13 protein-coding genes and 1 tRNA gene are annotated in these 21046 nt (G+C 66.1%); 11 read left to right on the top strand and 3 right to left on the bottom strand.

Annotation, left to right across the window (positions count from 1 at the left end):
* Positions 1-11 precede the first annotated feature (11 nt).
* The 6 genes from QFZ53_RS07125 to rpoC all read left to right on the top strand — a co-directional run bounded on the left by QFZ53_RS07125 (position 12) and on the right by rpoC (position 11832).
* The gene (locus QFZ53_RS07125; RefSeq protein WP_307294975.1) at positions 12-980 is read left to right on the top strand and encodes a carbohydrate ABC transporter permease; all 969 of its coding nucleotides are present in this window, start codon (positions 12-14) and stop codon (positions 978-980) included.
* Positions 977-1810 carry a carbohydrate ABC transporter permease gene (locus tag QFZ53_RS07130; RefSeq protein ID WP_292906298.1) on the top strand — a complete coding sequence of 278 codons (834 nt, stop codon included), beginning with the start codon at positions 977-979 and terminating at the stop codon, positions 1808-1810. The genes QFZ53_RS07125 and QFZ53_RS07130 overlap by 4 nt, the downstream gene beginning before the upstream one ends.
* Positions 1807-3276, top strand: coding sequence for a glycoside hydrolase family 3 N-terminal domain-containing protein (locus QFZ53_RS07135; RefSeq protein WP_307294977.1), 1470 nt, complete (start codon positions 1807-1809; stop codon positions 3274-3276). Before QFZ53_RS07130 ends, QFZ53_RS07135 begins: the two co-directional genes overlap by 4 nt.
* 15 nt (positions 3277-3291) lie before the next feature.
* Entirely contained in the window at positions 3292-4167 is an 876-nt protein-coding gene (locus QFZ53_RS07140) for a MurR/RpiR family transcriptional regulator (RefSeq protein ID WP_307294979.1), read from the top strand.
* A 215-nt stretch (positions 4168-4382) separates the two neighbouring features.
* Positions 4383-7883: a DNA-directed RNA polymerase subunit beta gene (gene rpoB / locus QFZ53_RS07145; protein WP_307294980.1), complete on the top strand. Its 3501-nt coding sequence runs from the start codon at positions 4383-4385 to the stop codon at positions 7881-7883.
* Between the two features lie 73 nt (positions 7884-7956).
* A complete protein-coding gene (gene rpoC, locus QFZ53_RS07150) occupies positions 7957-11832 on the top strand; it encodes a DNA-directed RNA polymerase subunit beta' (RefSeq protein ID WP_307294982.1) in 3876 nt (1291 codons plus the stop codon).
* Between the two features lie 269 nt (positions 11833-12101).
* On the opposite strand, the gene QFZ53_RS07155 is transcribed toward rpoC, so the two are convergent.
* Positions 12102-12701, bottom strand: a complete 600-nt coding sequence (locus QFZ53_RS07155; protein ID WP_307294983.1) for a hypothetical protein — start codon at positions 12699-12701, stop codon at positions 12102-12104.
* Positions 12702-12788: 87 nt separating this feature from the next.
* Here QFZ53_RS07155 and QFZ53_RS07160 point away from each other — a divergent pair, with 87 nt between their 5' ends.
* Positions 12789-13706 carry a PfkB family carbohydrate kinase gene (locus QFZ53_RS07160; RefSeq protein ID WP_307294985.1) on the top strand — a complete coding sequence of 306 codons (918 nt, stop codon included), beginning with the start codon at positions 12789-12791 and terminating at the stop codon, positions 13704-13706.
* A gap of 86 nt (positions 13707-13792) precedes the next feature.
* A tRNA-Tyr gene (locus QFZ53_RS07165) sits at positions 13793-13874 on the top strand.
* 227 nt (positions 13875-14101) lie between these two features.
* Here the strand turns inward: QFZ53_RS07165 and QFZ53_RS07170 are convergent.
* Both QFZ53_RS07170 and QFZ53_RS07175 read right to left on the bottom strand, forming a co-directional pair.
* Positions 14102-14488 (bottom strand): hypothetical protein, encoded by a 387-nt coding sequence (locus QFZ53_RS07170; protein ID WP_307294987.1) that lies wholly within the window; start codon positions 14486-14488, stop codon positions 14102-14104.
* Between the two features lie 286 nt (positions 14489-14774).
* Positions 14775-16988 carry a KAP family P-loop NTPase fold protein gene (locus tag QFZ53_RS07175; RefSeq protein ID WP_307294989.1) on the bottom strand — a complete coding sequence of 738 codons (2214 nt, stop codon included), beginning with the start codon at positions 16986-16988 and terminating at the stop codon, positions 14775-14777.
* A gap of 317 nt (positions 16989-17305) precedes the next feature.
* Between QFZ53_RS07175 and QFZ53_RS07180 the strand changes: the two genes are divergently transcribed.
* The 3 genes from QFZ53_RS07180 (at position 17306) to QFZ53_RS07190 (ending at position 20876) form a co-directional block, all read left to right on the top strand.
* Positions 17306-18064, top strand: coding sequence for an Ig-like domain-containing protein (locus QFZ53_RS07180; RefSeq protein ID WP_307294990.1), 759 nt, complete (start codon positions 17306-17308; stop codon positions 18062-18064).
* A gap of 95 nt (positions 18065-18159) precedes the next feature.
* Positions 18160-19929, top strand: coding sequence for an SIR2 family protein (locus QFZ53_RS07185; RefSeq protein ID WP_307294991.1), 1770 nt, complete (start codon positions 18160-18162; stop codon positions 19927-19929).
* Between the two features lie 164 nt (positions 19930-20093).
* Complete coding sequence (locus QFZ53_RS07190; protein ID WP_307294993.1) at positions 20094-20876, top strand: hypothetical protein; 783 nt, start codon at positions 20094-20096, stop codon at positions 20874-20876.
* Positions 20877-21046: the final 170 nt, after the last annotated feature.

Below are 21046 nucleotides of genomic sequence, written 5' to 3' on the forward strand. Positions count from 1 at the left end.
AGTCTCCCTCCATGACGATGGTGCACGCACCTCTACCGGCCACGGAGGCGGAGTCCTCCTCCGCTTCCGTGGCCGGCAGGCCGCGGGGGTTCTCCCTCGTGAAGGCCCGGCCCTGGCTCCTCCTCGCCCCCGGACTGTTCATCCTCGCGACGCTCATGCTGTGGCCGCTCGTGCAGGTGTTCCTGTACTCGCTGCAGGACTACGGGCTGCGCGAGATCAACACGGGAGAGCAGAACTGGATCGGTCTCGAGAACTACGCGAAGGCTCTGAGCGACCCCCAGCTGTGGACCGTCGTGCTGCCGAACACCGTCGGCTTCGCGGCCGTCGCGGTGTTCGTGACCGTCGCGGTGGGGACTCTCGTCGCCCTGCTGCTCGCCAAGCTCGGCCCCGTGTGGCGCACCATCGTCTCGAGCTGCATCATGGTCGCGTGGGCGATGCCCGCGGTGACCGGCACCTACGTGTGGACGTTCATCTTCGATGCAGATCGCGGCGTCTTCAATGCCGTGCTGCAGAACCTGGGCCTGATGGACGAGAGCTACAACTGGTTCACCAACCAGTGGTCGTTCTACGCGATCGTGCTGATCAACGTCGTGCACCACGGCTTCCCGTTCGTCGCGATCACCGTGCTCGCGGGCCTGCTGGGCGTCTCGAAGGAGATGCTCGAGGCCGCGGCGCTCGACGGCGCGGGCGCATGGCGCCGTTTCTGGAAGATCATCTTCCCCACGCTCAGGCCGGTCTTCTCCGTCGTCATCATCCTGTCGACGATCTGGGACTTCAAGGTGTTCGCGCAGGTGTATCTCATGCCCGGCGGCAACGGCGGCAACCGCTCGGTGCTGAACCTCGGCGTGTGGTCGTACGTGGAGTCGTTCGGCCAGAACAAATACGGCTTCGGCGCAGCGCTCGCGGTGCTGCTGACCCTCGTGCTCATCGCCATCACGATCGTCTACATCCGCTCGCTCATGAAGGAGGACGAGCTGTGAACCCGCGTCGCTCTGCCGCATCGAGGATCGGCACCGGCGTCGCGGTCGCCGCAGTCCTGATCTTCACGCTCTTCCCCGTGTACTGGATGGTCTCCAGCGCGCTCGACAAGAAGGCCTCCAGCGGAGGGCAGTCGCTGCTGCCGCAGGAGCTCACGTTCGACAACTTCGCGTTCGTCCTCACCGACGGCGGCTTCGGCACGTTCCTGCGCAACTCGGCGATCGTCGCCCTCGTCACGGTTCTGATCAGCGCGATCGTGTGCCTGCTCGCCGCCGTCGCGGTCGCGCGCTTCCGCTTCAGGTTCCGCACGACGATCCTGATGCTCATCCTCGTCGTGCAGATGGTGCCGCTCGAGGCGCTCGTCATCCCTCTGTTCCTGCAGGTGAAGAGCCTGGGGCTGCTCAACAGCATCCTGGGGCTGATGGTCGTCTACGTCGCACTGTCGCTGGCGTTCGGCATCTGGATGCTGCGCGGCTTCGTGGCGGCCGTGCCCGTCGAGCTCGAGGAGGCCGCCTACATCGACGGCGCCAGCTGGTGGCGGATGTTCCGCTCGATCCTGCTGCCGCTCGTGATGCCCGGTCTCGTCGCGACGAGCATCTTCAGCTTCATCACCGCGTGGAACGAGTTCATCTTCGCCATGACCATCCTCGGCAGCGCCACCGACCAGTACACCGTGTCGATCGGACTGAAGTCGTTCTTCGGTCTGCACTCGAACGACTGGGGCAGCATCATGGCCGCGTCCACGATCATCACGATCCCGGTCATGATCTTCTTCGTGATCGTGCAGCGTCGGTTGTCGGCCGGCATGGTGGCAGGGGCGGTGAAGGGATGAGCGAGGAGCTCGCCCGGCTCGCGAACGGCGTGCTCTGGCCGGGTTTCCTGGGAACGACCTCTCCGGACTGGCTGCTCGACGAACTGCGCGACGGTCTGGCCGGAGTCGTCTACTTCGGCCAGAACGTCGGCGACGACCTCGGCACGCTCAGCGCGCAGATCCTCGAGGCGAACCCCGCTGCGCTGATCGGCATCGACGAGGAGGGCGGCAGCGTCACCCGGCTGGAGACGGCAGAGGGCTCGACCCTCCCCGGTGCCGCCCAGTTGGGGCGACTCGACGACCTCGCGGCGACCCGAGCCACCGGCGCCGAGCTCGCCCGGCGGGTGCGCGCGGTCGGCGCCAACGTCGTCCTCGGACCTGTCGCCGACGTGAACACCGATCCCCGCAACCCCGTGATCGGCGTCCGCTCCTTCGGCGACGACGAGCGGCTGGTGGCTCGCCACGTGGTCGCCGAGGTTCGCGGCATCCAGAGCGGCGGCTCAGCCGCCTGCGTCAAGCACTTTCCCGGTCACGGCGACACGCACCTCGACTCCCACCACGCACTGCCTGAGATCATGCTGCCCGTCGACCAGTTCGAGCGCGTGCACCTCGAACCTTTCCGTGCCGCGATCGCCGCAGGCGTCGACACCATCATGACGGCGCACATCGTCGTCCCCGCCTGGGGGGAACAGCCCGCCACGCTGAACCCGCGCGTGCTCGGCAGGCTCCGCGACATGGGCTTCGACGGGGTGATCATAACCGACGCACTCGACATGGCGGCGGTCAGGGAGACCGTCGGCATCGGCGGGGGAGCGGCACTCGCGCTCGCCGCGGGCGCCGACCTGCTGTGCATCGGCAACCCCACCAATCCCGGCGACGCCGCGCACCCCGACCAGGACCGGCGGGACTTCCTCAGCGCGCGCGACGGCATCGTCTCAGCCCTTCGTGACGGCTCGCTCTCGCGTGATCGCGTGCAGGAGGCGGCCGCTCGGGTCGCGGCGCTCGCCGAGAAGCTCCAGAAGACGGATGCGGAAGAACCGATCGCGTTCGACGCTGCCGACATCGTGCGCCGGGCGATCCAGGGCGGGCCGACGCCGCCGGCCTCCGCCCTGTCGGTCGTCGACGCGCGCCGCCGATCGACTCTCGCCGTCGACAGTGCGGCGGCCTATGTCGCATCGGCCCTCGCCGCCGGCGGCCAGTGCGTGCGTCTCGACGTCGCCCGCACGTCTGCGGCGGAACAGGATGCGGTGCTCGACGCCGCCGTGTCTGAAGACGGCATCACGGCGATCCTCATCGATCGACCCGATTCCGACGCGGGCCAGCGAGAGCTGGTCGAGCGCGCGGCGCGGCGCGATCCTGATGCGGTCGTCGTCAACGTCGGGCTCTCGGCGCGGTCGGCCCTGCCTCTCCCGGTCGTCGAGGTCGGGGCGGCCAGTCGGATCGGCGCGCTGATGGCCAGGGAGCGGCTGCTCGGCCGCGTAGGCTGAGCGCCGGAGGCCCCCGTGGACGTCGACGTTCTCGCCCTGGTTCGCAGATCACTTCCCCGACTGAGCGCGGCAGAGGCGCGCGTCGCCGACACGATCCTCGCCGACCCGACGCTCGTCGTCGACCTCGCCATCAACGATCTCGCGAAGCTGTGCCGCACCTCGGTCTCCACCGTCGCGCGCTTCGCGCAGACGCTGGGGTTCAGCGGCTATCGCGAGCTGAGGGTGGCCGCCGCACGCACGATCACGCTCGCACAGGCGCAACGGGCGCGGTTCGGGCTCGACACGACGGCGATCGACTCGCATGACGGTCCCGAGGCAATCGCAGCGAAGCTCGCGGCGCAGGAGATCGACGCGATCGAGACGACCGCCCGCGGGCTCGACGCCGAAGCCCTCGACCGGGTCGCGCGCGCTCTCGTCGCGGCCAGACACATCGATCTGTTCGGCCAGGCGGCGTCGTCTCTGACGGCGCAGGATCTGCAGCAGAAGCTCGCGCGCATCGGATTCTCCGTGTCGCACTCGGCCGATCCGCATCTGGCGCTCACCACCGCGTCGCTGCGCACCTCGTCCGACGTCGTGATCGCGTTCTCGCACAGCGGGCAGACCGCCGAGGTGCTGAGGGCGGTCGAGGTGGCCCGCGATGCGGGTGCGCTCGCAGTCGCGGTGACGAGCGCCGCCGAGTCGGAACTGGCGCTGGTGGCCGACGTGGTGCTGCTCACGCACGCGCACGAATCGCCGTTCCGCATGGCGGCGATGACCAGCCGCATCGCGCAGCTCGTGCTCGTCGACATCCTGTTCGTGCGGGTCGTCCAGCACAGCGGCGCCCCCGTGACGATCCCGCTGCAGCTCACGCACGATGCGGCGGCGCAGCGACGACGGACACCGCAGGAGTGAGCGGCGTCCGCCCATCGCCCGAGTGCTTTTACCGCAGCATCCGGAATTGGTCAAGGATTTGACTTGCCATGTCGCAGATTCGTGTCTATAGTTGGTAGTTGCGCTCCTTTCTCCGTGCCCTCATATGGTGGTCGGCATACGTTGAGCTCTGAGCGCTACTCCACCTGACGACAAAGGAATCGAGAAGCCCTGCGGGGCTCACGGAGGTTATTCCCTTGGCTGCTGCTCCCAACGCATCCACATCCACCACCACCAAGAACGGACGCGGAGCATCCCGTCTTTCGTTCGCCAAGATCTCCGACACGCTGACGGTCCCTGACCTGCTGGCTCTGCAGACCGAGTCCTTCGGCTGGCTCGTCGGAAACGACGCCTGGAAGGCTCGTGTCGCAGAGGCCAAGGAACAGGGCCGCACCGACGTCAACGAGATCTCCGGTCTCGGCGAGATCTTCGAGGAGATCTCTCCGATCGAGGACCTCGGCGAGACGATGCAGCTCTCGTTCACGAACCCCTACCTCGAGCCGGAGAAGTACTCCATCGAGGAGTGCAAGGAGCGGGGCAAGACCTACGCGGCTCCGCTGTACGTCGAGGCCGAGTTCATGAACCACCTCACGGGTGAGATCAAGACCCAGACGGTCTTCATGGGCGACTTCCCGCTGCAGACCGACAAGGGCACGTTCATCATCAACGGCTCCGAGCGCGTCGTCGTCTCGCAGCTCGTGCGCTCGCCGGGTGTCTACTTCGACAAGACTCCCGACAAGACCTCCGACAAGGACATCGTCTCCGCTCGCGTCATCCCGAGCCGTGGTGCATGGCTCGAGTTCGAGATCGACAAGCGCGACCAGGTCGGCGTGCGCATCGATCGCAAGCGCAAGCAGTCCGTCACCGTCTTCCTCAAGGCCCTGGGCCTGACCAGCGAAGAGATCCTCACCGAGTTCGCCGGCTTCCCCTCCATCGAGGAGACCCTCGCGAAGGACACCATCGTCACGAAGGAAGATGCGCTCCGCGACATCTACCGCAAGCTCCGTCCGGGCGAGCAGGTCGCCGCCGAGGCCGCCCGTGCGCTGCTGGACAACTTCTACTTCAACCCGAAGCGCTACGACCTCGCCAAGGTCGGCCGCTACAAGATCAACCACAAGCTCGGACTCGACGCGCCTCTCACCGACTCGGTGCTGACCGTCGCCGACATCGTGGCCACGATCAAGTACCTGGTGCGCATCCACGCAGGCGTCGAGACGTTCGACGGCATCCGCGGCGGCAAGCAGGCCGAGATCCGCATCGCCACCGACGACATCGACAACTTCGGCAACCGTCGCATCCGCGCGGTCGGCGAGCTGATCCAGAACCAGGTCCGCACGGGCCTGTCGCGCATGGAGCGCGTCGTCCGCGAGCGCATGACCACGCAGGACATCGAGGCGATCACGCCGCAGACCCTGATCAACGTGCGCCCCGTCGTCGCCGCGATCAAGGAGTTCTTCGGAACCTCTCAGCTGTCGCAGTTCATGGACCAGAACAACCCGCTCGCGGGTCTGACCAACAAGCGCCGCCTCTCGGCTCTCGGCCCCGGTGGTCTGAGCCGTGACCGCGCAGGCGTCGAGGTCCGTGACGTCCACCCCTCGCACTACGGCCGCATGTGCCCGATCGAGACCCCTGAAGGCCCGAACATCGGTCTGATCGGTGCTCTCGCGACCTTCGCGCGGATCAACTCGTTCGGTTTCATCGAGACCCCGTACCGCAAGGTCGAGAACGGTGTCGTCACCGAGCACATCGACTACCTGACGGCATCCGAAGAGGTCGATTTCAACATCGCGCAGGCCAACGCCCCGCTCGACAAGAACGGCCGCTTCCGCGAGAGCCACGTGCTCGCACGCCCGAAGGGCGGAAGCGGTGAGGTCGACCTGTTCCTCCCCGAGGAGATCGGTTACATCGACGTCTCGCCGCGCCAGATGGTGTCGGTCGCGACCTCGCTCGTGCCGTTCCTCGAGCACGACGACGCGCAGCGCGCGCTCATGGGCGCCAACATGCAGCGTCAGGCCGTGCCGCTGCTGCGCAGCGACTCGCCGCTGGTCGGAACCGGTATGGAGGGCTACACCGCCATCGACGCAGGTGACGTGCTCACCGCCGAGAAGGCCGGTGTCGTCACCGAGGTCTCTGCCGACCGCGTCATCGTCATGCTCGACGAGGGTGGCACGCAGGAGTACCACCTGCGCAAGTTCGACCGCTCGAACCAGGGCACGTCCTACAACCAGAAGGTCGTCGTCTCGGCCGGTGAGCGCGTCGAGGTCGGAGAGGTCATCGCTGATGGCCCCGCCACCGAGAACGGCGAGCTGGCCCTCGGAAAGAACCTCCTCGTCGCGTTCATGACGTGGGAGGGCTACAACTTCGAGGACGCGATCATCCTGAGCCAGGACCTGGTGAAGGACGACACCCTCTCCTCGATCCACATCGAGGAGTACGAGGTCGACGCCCGCGACACGAAGCTGGGCAAGGAGGAGATCACCCGTGACCTCCCCAACGTCAGCCCCGAGCTGCTGAAGGATCTCGACGAGCGCGGCATCATCCGCATCGGCGCCGAGGTCCGCCCCGGCGACATCCTCGTCGGCAAGGTCACGCCGAAGGGCGAGACCGAGCTGTCGGCCGAGGAGCGCCTGCTCCGCGCGATCTTCAACGAGAAGAGCCGCGAAGTCCGTGACACCTCTCTGAAGGTGCCCCACGGCGAGCAGGGCACGATCATCGCGGTCAAGGAGTTCAACGCCGAGGACGGCGATGACGAGCTCGGCTCGGGCGTCAACCGCCGCGTCGTGGTCTACATCGCCCAGAAGCGCAAGATCACCGAGGGCGACAAGCTCGCCGGCCGTCACGGCAACAAGGGCGTCATCGCGAAGATCCTTCCGATCGAGGACATGCCGTTCCTCGCGGACGGAACCCCGGTCGACATCGTCCTGAACCCGCTCGGAATCCCCGGTCGAATGAACTTCGGCCAGGTCCTCGAGACGCACCTCGGCTGGATCGCCAAGCAGGGCTGGAAGGTCGAGGGCACTCCGGAGTGGGCTGCGAAGCTCCCGAAGGACGCGTTCGAGGCCGCCCCCGGCACCAAGGTCGCCACCCCGGTGTTCGATGGTGCGAGCGAGGAGGAGATCGCAGGTCTTCTCGACGCGACCACCCCGACCCGTGACGGCGTGCGCCTGATCGACTCGAGCGGCAAGACGCAGCTGTTCGACGGCCGCTCCGGCGAGCCGTTCCCGGCGCCGATCTCGGTGGGCTACATGTACATCCTGAAGCTCCACCACCTGGTCGACGACAAGATCCACGCGCGTTCGACGGGTCCGTACTCGATGATCACCCAGCAGCCGCTCGGTGGTAAGGCGCAGTTCGGTGGACAGCGCTTCGGTGAGATGGAGGTGTGGGCCCTCGAGGCCTACGGCGCCGCGTACGCGCTCCAGGAGCTCCTCACGATCAAGTCCGACGACATCCTCGGCCGCGTCAAGGTGTACGAGGCGATCGTCAAGGGCGAGAACATCCAGGAGCCCGGCATCCCCGAGTCCTTCAAGGTGCTCATGAAGGAGATGCAGTCCCTCTGCCTGAACGTCGAGGTCCTCTCGGCCGACGGCACGGCTGTCAACCTGCGTGACACCGACGACGAGGCCTTCCGCGCAGCGGAGGAGCTCGGAATCAACATCTCCAGCCGCTTCGAGGCCGCCTCGATCGACGAGATCTAAGGTCTGGGCCGCCGCCTGAGGCGGCGGCCCACCACCCAGACTTCTCACAAAGAATTCCGACACAGGAGAACTAGTGCTCGACGCAACAACCTTCGATGAGCTTCGCATCGGCCTGGCGACCGCAGACCACATCCGCGCGTGGTCCTACGGCGAGGTCAAGAAGCCCGAAACCATCAACTACCGCACCCTGAAGCCCGAGAAGGATGGGCTCTTCGGTGAGCAGATCTTCGGCCCCTCCCGCGACTGGGAGTGCGCCTGCGGCAAGTACAAGCGGGTCCGCTTCAAGGGCATCGTCTGCGAGCGCTGCGGCGTGGAGGTCACCAAGAGCTCCGTCCGTCGTGAGCGCATGGGCCACATCGAGCTCGCCGCTCCCGTCACCCACATCTGGTACTTCAAGGGCGTTCCCTCGCGCCTCGGCTACCTGCTCGACATGGCGCCGAAGGACCTCGAGAAGGTCATCTACTTCGCCGCCTACATGGTCATCTCGGTCGACGAGGATGCTCGTCACCGCGACCTGGGCACGCAGGAGAACAACATCCGCCTCGAGCTGAAGACGCTCGGCGACCGCCGCGATTCCAAGATCGCGGAGCGCCTGGCCAAGCTGGAGGAGGAGCTCGCGGCTCTCGAGGCCGAGGGTGCCAAGGCCGACCAGAAGAAGAAGGTCAAGGACGCCGCCGAGAAGGAGATGTCGCTCATCCGCAAGGGTGCCGACGAGGCGATCGCCAAGCTCGAGCGCGTGTGGGAGGACTTCCGCACGCTCGAGGTCGGCGCACTCCGCCCCGAGGACGACGTCTTCCACGAGCTGCAGGACCGCTTCGGTCAGTACTTCGAGGCCCACATGGGCGCCGAGGCCATCCAGCGTCGCCTGGCGGCCTTCGACCTCGCGGCCGAGGCTGACAACCTGCACCTGCAGATCTCCGAGGGCAAGGGTCAGCGCAAGATCCGCGCGATCAAGCGCCTGAAGGTCGTCAACTCGTTCCTGGAGACCGGCATGAGCCCGGCCGCCATGGTCCTCGATGTGGTTCCGGTGATCCCGCCGGAGCTGCGCCCGATGGTGCAGCTCGACGGTGGCCGCTTCGCGACCTCCGACCTCAACGACCTCTACCGTCGTGTGATCAACCGCAACAACCGTCTTCGTCGTCTGATCGACCTCGGCGCCCCCGAGATCATCGTCAACAACGAGAAGCGCATGCTGCAGGAGGCCGTCGACGCACTGTTCGACAACGGCCGCCGTGGTCGCCCCGTCACCGGTACCGGCAACCGCGCCCTGAAGTCCCTCAGCGACATGCTGAAGGGCAAGCAGGGTCGTTTCCGCCAGAACCTGCTCGGCAAGCGCGTCGACTACTCCGGCCGTTCGGTCATCATCGTCGGCCCGCAGCTGAAGCTGCACCAGTGCGGTCTGCCCAAGCAGATGGCCCTGGAGCTCTTCAAGCCGTTCGTCATCAAGCGCCTGATCGACCTGGGTCACTCGCAGAACATCAAGGCGGCCAAGCGCGCCGTCGAGCGCACCCGTCCCGAGGTCTGGGACGTGCTCGAGGAGATCATCCGCGAGCGTCCGGTGCTGCTGAACCGTGCGCCCACGCTGCACCGTCTCGGCATCCAGGCCTTCGAGCCTCAGCTCGTCGAGGGCAAGGCCATCCAGTTGCACCCGCTCGTCTGCGCGGCGTTCAACGCCGACTTCGACGGTGACCAGATGGCTGTGCACCTGCCGCTGTCGGTCGAGGCTCAGGCCGAGGCCCGCGTGCTGATGCTCGCGTCGAACAACATCCTGAAGCCGTCCGACGGCCGTCCGGTGACCCTGCCTTCGCAGGACATGATCATCGGTCTGCACCACCTGACCACGGTCAAGGCGGGAGCGGCCGGTGAAGGTCGCGCGTTCGGTTCGGTGGGCGAGGCGATCCTGGCCAAGGACGAGGGCACCCTCGACCTGCAGGCCAAGGTCCGCATCCGCATCCCGGGTCTGACGTTCCTCGAGGGCGACGCTCCCGAGGGCTACGAGCGTCACGGACTCGTCGACGCCTCGCTGGGCCAGGCGATCTTCAACGACACGCTGCCGAAGGGCTACCCGTTCGTCCGCGAGCAGGCAGACAAGAACAAGCTGTCGCAGATCGTCAACAAGCTGGCCGAGGAGTACCCGAAGACCGAGACGGCCGCATCGCTCGACCGCATCAAGGACGCGGGCTTCTACTGGGCCACTCGTTCCGGTGTGACCGTCGCGCTCAGCGACATCCTCACCCCGCCGAACAAGGCCGAGATCGTCGCCGGCTACGAGAAGCAGGCCGCGAAGGTCCAGTCCCAGTACGAGAAGGGCCTCACGACCGACGTCGAGCGTCGCCAGGAGCTCATCAAGATCTGGACCGAGGCGACCGACGAGGTCCAGGCCGCGATGAAGGCGAACTTCCCTGAGGACAACACCATCAACCGCATGGTGTCCTCGGGCGCCCGTGGTAACTGGCTGCAGATCCGCAACATCGCGGGTATGCGAGGCCTGGTGAACAACCCCAAGGGTGAGATCATCCCGCGTCCGATCATCTCCTCGTACCGCGAGGGTCTGTCGGTGGCGGAGTACTTCATCGCGACGCACGGTACCCGTAAGGGTCTGGCCGACACCGCTCTGCGTACCGCCGACTCGGGTTACCTGACCCGTCGTCTGGTCGACGTCTCGCAGGACGTCATCATCCGCGAAGAGGACTGCGGCACGTCGAAGGGCCTCGAGCTCCCGATCGCCGCCGCCGACTCGCAGGGTCAGCTGGTGCGCGACGCGAACGTCGAGAACTCGGTGTTCGCCCGTACCCTGGCGTCCGACGTCGTCGACAGCAAGGGCGAGGTCCTCGCCTCCGCGGGTGACGATGTGGGCGACGTGCTCATCGACAAGCTGGTCGAGGCGGGTGTCGAGACCATCAAGGTGCGCTCGGTCCTCACCTGCGACTCGGCTGTCGGAGTCTGCGCACAGTGCTACGGCCGTTCGCTCGCGACCGGCAAGACCGTCGACATCGGCGAGGCCGTGGGCATCATCGCCGCTCAGTCGATCGGTGAGCCCGGTACCCAGCTGACGATGCGTACGTTCCACACCGGTGGTTCGGCATCGGCGGATGACATCACCCAGGGTCTGCCCCGCGTCCAGGAGCTCTTCGAGGCTCGTACCCCCAAGGGTGCGTCGCCGATCGCAGAGGCCGACGGCCGGATCACGATCGACGAGACCGACAAGGCCAAGAAGGTCATCCTCACGCCCGACAACGGCGACGAGCCGGTGGTCTACCCGGTCCTGCGCCGTGCGACCCTCCTCGTCGAGGACGGCCAGCACGTCACGGTCGGTCAGCCGATCCTGGTGGGCACGCTCGACCCCAAGGAGGTCATGCGTGTCATGGGCGCCCGCGAGGTGCAGCGTTACCTCGTCAACGGCGTTCAGGGCGTCTACCGCTCGCAGGGTGTGCCGATCCACGACAAGCACATCGAGGTCATCGTCCGTCAGATGCTCCGCAAGGTCACCGTCGTCGATCACGCCGACACGACCCTGCTGCCGGGTGAGATGGTCGACCTCAAGCGCTACCAGGCGATCAACCGCGAGGCCGTGGCCGAGGGCAAGCGCCCCGCGTCGGGTCGCCCGGAGCTGATGGGTATCACGAAGGCGTCGCTCGCGACCGAGTCGTGGCTGTCGGCTGCATCGTTCCAGGAGACGACCCGCGTGCTCACGCAGGCCGCCATGGAGGGCAAGCGCGACCCGCTGGTCGGTCTCAAGGAGAACGTCATCATCGGTAAGCTCATCCCCGCCGGAACGGGACTCTCGAAGTACCGCGACGTCACCGTCGAGGCTACGGAAGAGGCGAAGAGCGAGCGCTACCCGAACCGGATCTTCGCATCCGACGGGGCGTACGCCGAGGGCGACTTCGGTTACGTCGACTTCGACGCGTTCTCGACCGACGACATCACGCCGGGTACCTACAACTGATTGAGGCGAGAGCCGGCGAGCTTGCTCGTCCGGCCGATTGAGGTTGTCGAGCGACGAAGTCGCGACACAACTGATCTGAGTGACTGAGAAGGCCCCGGGGTTCGCCCCGGGGCCTTCTTCGTGTGCGCAAGCCCTGTGCCCGCGCGCTCGTTCGGGAGGAGAACGCAGGTTCGGGCTGAGGTTTCGCGGAGATTCCTCAGCCCGAGCGCGAGATCTCCTCCCGAACAGAAGAGCGGAGGCCGCGAATCCGCGCCGCGACGCGGACGCTCCTAGTCGAACAGGTGCGCGATGATGGCCGAGGTGTATCCGCTGGGCGCGAGGTTCGAGTAGCGCGTGTCGATGAGCACGTCATCGCGCCAGAACAGCGTGCGGCCGTCGGTGACGGGGTACTGCTCGTTCTGCCAGGTCTTCTCGCAGCGCGTGCCGCCGTCGGGGGTGAAGCACGCGAAGCCCTCGTTGGTCACGAGCGCGTTGAGCATGTCGAGCGCCGGGCCGCGGTTCATCTTCGAGATGGTGGTGACCAGCCGTGTGGTGTCGGCACGAGGGTCGGCCCAGATGCAGGTGAGCGTGCCGTCGGCGCCCACGCCGGACGGGCCGAAGGCGGCGTCGTTGAGCGGAGTGTCGCCGAGCTGCGAGAGCACGTCCTCTGACAGGATCGCCCGGCAGTCGGTCGGCAGCGCGATGCCCTTGGTCGTGGCGGTGGGAGACGGAGACGCCGTGGGAGAGTCGGATGCTCCGGGTGAGGCGATCGTCTCATCGGATGTCGGCTTCGGCGTGCCGTTCGATCCGCCGGCATCCGACGGGCCGCAGCCCGTCAGCACGGCGGTGAGCAGCAGAGCGGCGGCGCCGGCGGCGAGTCGAGCGTTCATGCGCACAACGTATCGTCCCGGCTTCTCCCGGCGATAGGGGCGCGATCGCGTGTCGTCGATCCGGAGTCCTGAGGTACTGTCGGCAGAATGAGCACCGAATCTGCAGCGATGGGGAGCGCGGTCGTCATCGGCGACGCGCTGATCGACGAGATCAGAGACGCCGGTGGCGTCAGGGAGCTCGTCGGGGGAGCGGCCCTGAACGTGGCTGTCGGCCTCCGCCGCCTCGGCGTGCCGACGACGCTGATCGCGATGGTCGGCGATGACGAGGCGGGCGCGCATATTCGCGGATACCTCGTCGACCACGATGTCCGGCTGATCGCGAGTGCCGCTCCGCACGGCTCTTCGCGTGCGATCGTGACGTGGTCGCAGAGCGGCGAACCGCAGTACGAGTTCAACGAGGCGGCGCGGGCGCGCAGCATCCGCTATTCCGATGAAGCCCGGCAGGCGATCGCCGATGCCGGCCTCGTCGCCGTGAGCTGCTTCCCCTTCGACGTCCCGGCCGAGGTCGATGCGCTGGCCGACGCCGTCGCCGATGCGCGCGTCGCGGTGGATCCGAATCCGCGGTCGGGCATGCTTCGCGATCGGGAGGAGTTCGTGCGGGGCTTCGAGAGCGTGGCAGCGGATGCCGTGATCGTGAAGGTCGGAGCGGACGACGCCGACCTGCTGTACGACGGAGACCTCGACGCGCTGCGCGCGCGGCTGCGCGGATCGGGAGCGGATGCCGTGCTCGCGACTGCAGGCGCAGACGGCGCGGTGCTGGAATCGGATGCCGGCGTCGTGCGGGCGCCGATCTCGGCGCTGCCTGGGCGGATCGTTGACACGGTCGGGGCGGGCGACGCGACTCTCGCCGCCGTCGCCGCCGGGCTCGTAGCGGGGGAGACCGACATGCAGGCTCTGCTGCAGCGAGCGATGGATGTGGCGGCCGCGACGTGCCGCGCTGAGGGCGGTCTGCTGCGCACGCCGGAGTCGTTGGCCGACGCCGAGCGCGGGGTGTACGGCAGCTGACGGCTCGATTTCTCGCGACCGCTGCCGACAGGTATGATTGATACTCGTGCCCCTGGTTGGCTGTCCAAGTCGGGCGGGCGCACAATGGCGAGTTACCCAAGCGGCCAAAGGGATCTGACTGTAAATCAGCCGTCTTCGACTTCGGGGGTTCGAATCCCTCACTCGCCACCGTGGGGTGTTCTCGGATCTAGAACTCACATGTTCTCGGATCTAAACACCTACGAAGAAGGCCTGCCGGACGACTGGCAGGCCTTCTTCGTTCTCCCATTACGAGTATCGCCACACTCACGTCGGGTGGATAGTCGCCTTCGCCGCGACCAGCACCCCTTCCTCCGGCGCCGCCGCCAACACGTCATCCTCCTCGCACCCGTACATGTCTGCGTCGATGAAGTCCTCTACGCGACGCTCAGTCCCAACTGCGCCTTGCGGCTCGCCGACATGCCTTTCCTTGAGGGGCGTGGACGCGCGCTCACTGGCCGCGTGCTGCGCGCATGGCGGGAGAGCGCGTCCGGCGCTGGAGTTCCGTCGAAGTACTGCTGCTCCCAGTCGAGGATGCGCGCGGCGTTCGTCGCAATGACCCCGAGGAGCACGAGGAAAGTCTGGCCGGCCTCGCCACGCTTGCGGCGTGAGGTGGAGTCGGCGAGCCCGTTGTCCGCGTGCTTGAGGCTGTAATTGAACGACTCGATGACCTGGCGGCCGTAACTGTGGATGCGCTGCCATTCGGGTGAGTTGTACCGGTGGTGCTGTTCGTACTTGCCGCCGTCGTTGACGTGGAACTGCACGGAGGTGGAGTTGGTGCAGCAGGGCCCTGGCGCTTTCGGCGGGTGCAGAACGGGCAGGGCCACCGCACCGTTCTTCAACGGCTTCTGCGCAGGCTTTAGCGGGCACTCGAGTGTGCGCGACGGACCTGAGGCCGGGCAGCGCATGGGGTGTGCTGGCTGTGGGGCACGACAGTGACGTACGAGCAGGTGTACGAAGCGTCCCAACGAGCCGCCGCCACGTTCCGAGGATAGAAAGTACGAGCGCCGCGTGGTCGTACATCAGCCATCAGGATGTCAGATGGGCGATCTATGGCCTCGCCTGAGCTTCGGCGACTGCCCCGAGCGCCGCGGTGCGCCGATTCTCTGGCGTGTCATCCATCTTGAGGTAACCGTCAGGCAGTTCGTCGGCGTACTTGCTCGCGATCTCCTCGAAGTCGAAGTGCTTCCTGGCGTCGTCGGTGCGGAAGCCTTCGATGCGGGTGCGTTCGATTCCGCCGGGGAACGACACTGACAACCGTGCAAACCATGACAGAGTCTCCAGTTGGCCGTGAGTTCGTTTCTGCTCGTCGACCCACGCTGCGAATCCGTCTGGATCGATCTGGTCCCAGTCGGTCAGGGCCTCGCGAACACGCCATCGCATGTTCACGACGCTCGCGTCCTCGGTGGCAAGCAGGTCGCGGAGCGCGTCGGTCACCGCTCGTCGCGCACCGGAGCTGAACTCAAGCGGCGGGACGTCATCGGGTTCCATCTCTGTGGCCCAGCGCGCGCTGGTAGCGACCACGGCTCCCCGGCGTCCACCTGACATCGCACGAAGCACCGCTTCGACGTCATCTCGTGGAAGGTTCTTCAACTGCCGCGCGATCTCGCGGTGAATTCGCAGCGTCCAGTCCAGCGTCTTGGCCCTGTCGAAGTCCTGGATGACCATGTCTGCCAGCCATCTGAACGTTGCGGGGGACTTGATGTTCGCGTCGCCTGCAGCGGCGGCGATCTTCGGCGCAGTGCGATTCGGGTTGGTCTCGAGTCCTGAGACGCAACTCTTGGCGGCCTCCGAAGTCTCGCCGACCCCGTCCTCAAAGTCCTGGATCGCTTGACGGACAACGGAATCGCGGAGGTCGCCGTCGGGCACGCCCGCGGTGAAGTAGCGGTCGAAATAGTCTTCGGACGCGATGTGCGGACCAAGGTGGGAGCTGCCGCCGCTTGGTGACCCTGTTGATTGAGCGAAACGAGGGAAGAGCGATGCGACAGCGCTGATGACTCCCGCAGTCTCTGACTCCCGCGTGCCGGCATCGACGAAGGCTTGTGCCCAGTCCGCTCGGATGGTGTCGGGGCTTCGGCGCTCCTGAGGGTCGACATGAGCTGCCACACTACCGATGAGCTCATCACGTCGAGTCTGCAAGAGTGCGTACACGCCTGGCTCGAACGTGCGGATCCAGGTGAGGATGAGGAAGTCGACGAGGTCGACCTCACCTGCGAAACGTTGGCTGAGGATCCGCGCCTGAGCGAAGTAGCGGAGGAGGGCTCGAGGGGTTGTGAGGCGCCGTGAGATGAAGCGCTCGTACGCCTCCTGGAATCTCGGGCGGGCGAGATCGTCGATAACGTGCCCGGTGTCCGCCTCCAAGTCCATGAGGGCCTCGTTGGTCAGTTCAGAGACGTCACTCGGACGGAGTTGCGGGACATCGAATCGGATCTGCACCACCTTCTCCATGTAGTCCCGCGCGCGACCTAGCTGCCCGTCGCCGATGAGATTGGTGCGAGTGAGAACGTCCAGGATTGTCGACTCGTCGTAAGACAGGAGGTAGTGGACGTAGGGGAGTCTGCCGAGCTGGCGAACGAGCTTCAGCGTGAGGAGGAGCTCATCCGCGGAAATCCGGTCGAGATCGTCGATGACGATGAGGACAGGAGTCTTCGCCTTCTTGAGCGTGTCCACGAGCTTTCGGCGCGCGGCGTCCGCGCTACGGTTGCTGCCGAGAAGCTTCGCGGCGCCCTCCACGACTTTGCTGGCGTCGAAGATCCCCCATGCGGAGGCGACAGCTGTCAGTGGAGCGACAGCAACGCCGAAATCGCTGAGCAGGTCACGGGCAGCGTCGAACTTCGAGGAGCCGAAACTCGCGTTGAGTGAGCCGAAGAACCCGAGTTGCAGGGTCCCGGCGTCGGGATAGTCCCACGGGTTGAAAGTGAGGACGGTCCAGGGGGTCGTGTCTGCGTCGGCGGGTTCTTCGGTGGCCTTGGCGCGCAACCAGTCGAGCATCGAGGTCTTCCCGGATCCCCAGGGGCCCACGAGACCGAAGACCGAAGAGTCCTCTTCGGTCCGTGCTTCATCGATGATCTCCCAAGCCCGTCGGAGAAAATCTGCGCGTCCGAACCGGGGCGCGATAGCGGCGTTCGACTCGTCCGTGATGAAAGACTTCGAGGTCGACGCAACGGAGGCGCCATCGTCATGGGGGTCCTCGCTGACTTCGTGTCCCCAGAATCTGAGCCAGCCGTCTTTCGCACGCTGGCGGGCGGAGCGTTCGTCTCTCATGACTCTCAGCATGGTGCATGTGAGGGGCGCGAGTGAAAGTTCGCTCGCGCCCCGGTCGTCTTCTACGCCAGGCCGCAGTAAATCTGAGTGCCGTCGGGGTCGAAGGCGCGCTGTTCGGTGCTGATTTCGGGGATGGTCTCGCCGATGGGGGTCGCGTACCACCGCTTAACCTTGTACTCGGCGTACGGCTGGGGAGCTGTCTCCGGCGGGATTCTCGGCGACGGCGGCCGGCCCGGTTACGTAACGACTCCAACCCCCGTGCAGCAGGTCGGGAATCCACTCCAGACTCGGTCCGACTGGTCGGGTTCTACTCGGGAGTGCTGGCGTTCGCCGAGCCGAGACCGCTCACCCCTGTGGACGTGGAGGGGCCGGAAGCAGGCGCGGAGGTCGATCCCACACCAGAATTCCACGGCACAGGCGACAGGGACGCGACGATTGTCTTCACCGGTAGCGACCGCGATCTCGGATCCGCGACGGTCGCGCGCGACGGGACGTGGAGGTTCACCCCGGCCGCCCCGCTGCCGGAAGGCGACATCACGGTGGTCGCTACCCAAGACGTCGATGGCTCAGTCGACAGCGTCGACCTCAAGGTTGCTGTCCCCGCCGAGCCCGTCGCAATCGCGTCGCACAACGACGGCGATGACTTCACGCACGGTGACATTCTCCACGGGACGGGAGAACCCGGCGCCCTGGTGACAATCGCCGACGCCGAGGCGAAGCCGTCGATGCGGTCCGCGCGGGCACAGGCAACCGTCGATGTGGAGGGTGTGTGGGCGCTCGCACTCCACGAACTTGAAGAAGGCGAACGCACCGTCACCGTAATCCAAGACGTGGATGGTTCTTCGGCTGCGGTCAAGCTCGCCGTGCGAGCGCCGGACACCCCCGGTCCCGTCGACCCGGCGGACGGAAGCAAGCCCGGCGCCGGCGAACGAGGAGAGGCCAATGACGCGAAGGGGCAACTCGCCGCGACTGGCTGGGATCTCGCCGCGATATCGTTTCCGGTTGCGCTCGCCCTCCTCGCGATTCTGGTGTCGCTCACTCTGATGCGTCGTCGAACGGTCGTGGGCAACGATTGAGGTGCGAGCGCCCCGTGAGCACGGGGCGCTCGCCCTGTAGGGGCGTCGCGACTGGCAGAATCATGGCGTCACCGCCCACCGTCGAAAGGCCCGTCGTGCCCGCAGGACTCTCGCCGCTCGTTTCGCTGGCTACCAGCATGCACGCCCAACCAGGCGTCTACGCGCTACTGCTCGGGTCCGGCGTCTCCACAGGAGCGGGCGTGCCGACCGGCTGGGGAATTGTTGGGGAACTCGTGAGCCGCATCGCTCACGTCGCGGGCGGCGAGGACGCATCCGCGGCGGCGCGAGCGAACCCAGAATCGTGGTGGGTAGAGAACGGCAGCGGTGAGCTTGGATACTCCACGCTCTTGGAGGCTCTCGCCCCGACGGCTGCCGCGCGTCATGGTCTGCTCGCCGAGTTCTTTGAAGGCAAGGATGACGACGACGAGCCCGTCGTGCCCAGCCGAGCGCATCGAGCTATCGCTGAACTCGTCGACCGAGGCGTGGTGCGGGTGATTGTCACCACGAATTTCGACCGTCTCATGGAGCGAGCGCTGCAAGAACGCGGCATCGAACCGCAGGTGATCTCCCGCCCGGAAGCAGTCAACGGGATGGCGCCGCTTGCGCACTCGAAGGCCACCATCATCAAACTCCACGGGGACTACAAGGACCTCGGCACGCTGAACACGCCAACGGAGTTGTCGGCGTACGCCCCCGAGTGGACGACACTGCTCGGTCAGGTCTTCGACGAATACGGGCTCGTGGTCTCCGGCTGGTCCGCGGAATGGGACAGCGCCCTCGTCGCCGCACTGGAAGGCGCGACGAGTCGCCGTTACCCGTTGTACTGGGACGCAAGAAGTGCCCGGCACGACAACGCGACACGGTTGCTGGCGTTCCGTGCCGGAACCGTCATTCCCGCGGCATCCGCCGACGACCTGTTCTCCGAAATGGCGGAAGCGCTGGACGCGCTCGACCGGATGAGCACGCCGCCACTGTCGACAGCGCTTGCCGTTGCTCGACTGAAAAAGTACTTGCCGGATCCGGTGCGGCGCATCGACCTTCACGACCTGGTGATGAGTTTCGTTGAAGACGTCGTCCGAAAGATCGAGGCAAGTCCCATCACCGGGGATGCGAACTACGCCGACCTGGACCGATTGTACGAGGACATGTTTGTCGCCATGGAGCGTGTGACGCCCCTCCTCATCGATGGGGTGTGGCATTCATCTGGCCCCGAACACACGCAGCTGTGGTCCGATGTGCTGCAACGCCTGCTCGACGCCGCGTTGCCGGCACCGGACCGGTGGAACCGGGCGTACCGAGGCGCACGACTCATCCCTGCATTCGTCGCCTTCGCCGTCATGTCGATGACGGCCATCGCTCGAGGTAACGAAGGCCTCATGGTGTCTCTCGGGACACGAGTCGAAGCCGTGGACCGGTCTCGTGGTGGGGACGACCCGACCCCGGCCGCGCAGCATCTTCACTATCGCGGCATCGCTGAGGACGACTGGGTGAAAGAGCTACCGCGGTGGAACGGTGCAGGTCACTTTCTGTACCCTGCGAGTCGTCTGTTCGGTAAGGAGCTGCGGCGATACTTCACCGAACGGTTCCAGAGCGACGCCGACTTCGCGGTCGCATACGCCGGTTTCGAATATCGCCTCGGACTTCTGCAATCGCTTACCGCAGGGCGCAACGCGATCTCGGGCGAGTATGTCAGCGATGGGAACTGGGTAGATGAGGTCCCGAAGGCAGAAATCCGCTTCACGAAGACCCTCGAACACGAAGCGGGGCGCCCATGGCGAAACCTCTTCGCCTCACACGGTCTCGATGCCACGAGCCACCTCGTCGCTCATCGTGCGCGACTCTCCCGCTATCGACGCGACTGGTAACGCTCATACATCACCACGCCTGGCCGTTCTCCCGAATCATATCCGTGGGCGCCACCGCGCCCGCGGATACGCGGAGGACAAGAATGAACGGCACAACACGGCGACACCGCCGGTGGGCTGCGGGCGCAGCTGCGACGCTGGGTGCAACCCTCCTGACAGCCGGCGTGAGCGTCGCAGCGGACGCTGCAGAATTCAACGGTGAGATCGATGCCATCGCCTTTGGACTGGGATACGACCACATCGGGTCGGGCGCGACCAAGGGACCCGAGCAGCTGGGGTCCAAGTTCGACCTTGCTCACTCCGATCTCTACCGCGCTGACATCGTGCACCTCGAATCGGGTGGCAAAGATGGGGGAGACGGCATCGCTCTCACCAAGAACGGCACCGTCATCACGTGGGGAGAGAACAGCACGGGAATCGCGGGCAACGGCGGGACCGACGCCAAGCCGACAGCGACAGCTCTCGACACCACCGGCTCCGAGCTTGACGGCAAGGTCGTCACGACCGTCGCGATTAGCTCTCAGACCGCCTACGCACTGACAAGCGATGGATCGGTCTTCGCCTGGGGCGAAGGATCCGAAGGGCAGATCGGCAACGGTGCACGCGATGACGTGTTCCGTCCCACTCGAGTGCCCGTCACGGGCACTCCACTGGACGGGCAGGACATCACGGGACTGTTCTCAACGGCTGACGGCGCAATGGTGCAGACCGCGTCCGGAGACGTCTACGGATGGGGCATCAACGCCACCATCCTCGATCCCACCTCAAACACTCGCAGCTTCGACACCCCCGTCCAGCTGAACACCGCAGGCAGCGACCTCGACGGCAAGACCATCGCAGACATGCGCGTCCTGCCCTTCAACGAGAAAGACTGGACGGCAAGTGCGGTCGCCCGCACGACCGACGGGACCGTCGTGTCGTGGGGAACAACGTCCCTCAGCTACTAGTTCGACGGGTTCTCGCTCGGTGAGCGATTGCAAGGGTCCGTGCTGTGCGGCTGCGAGTATCTCCCGGTGTTGTGCGCACCGGTCGTAAAGCGGGGCGAGCTGCTTGCTGGATCCCATTGCCTTCGGTGATCCTTCCTCCGGCCGAGAGTAACGATCCTAGATCTTGGGGC

This window comes from Microbacterium natoriense (assembly GCF_030816295.1).
In the GTDB taxonomy this organism is placed as follows: domain Bacteria; phylum Actinomycetota; class Actinomycetes; order Actinomycetales; family Microbacteriaceae; genus Microbacterium; species Microbacterium natoriense_A.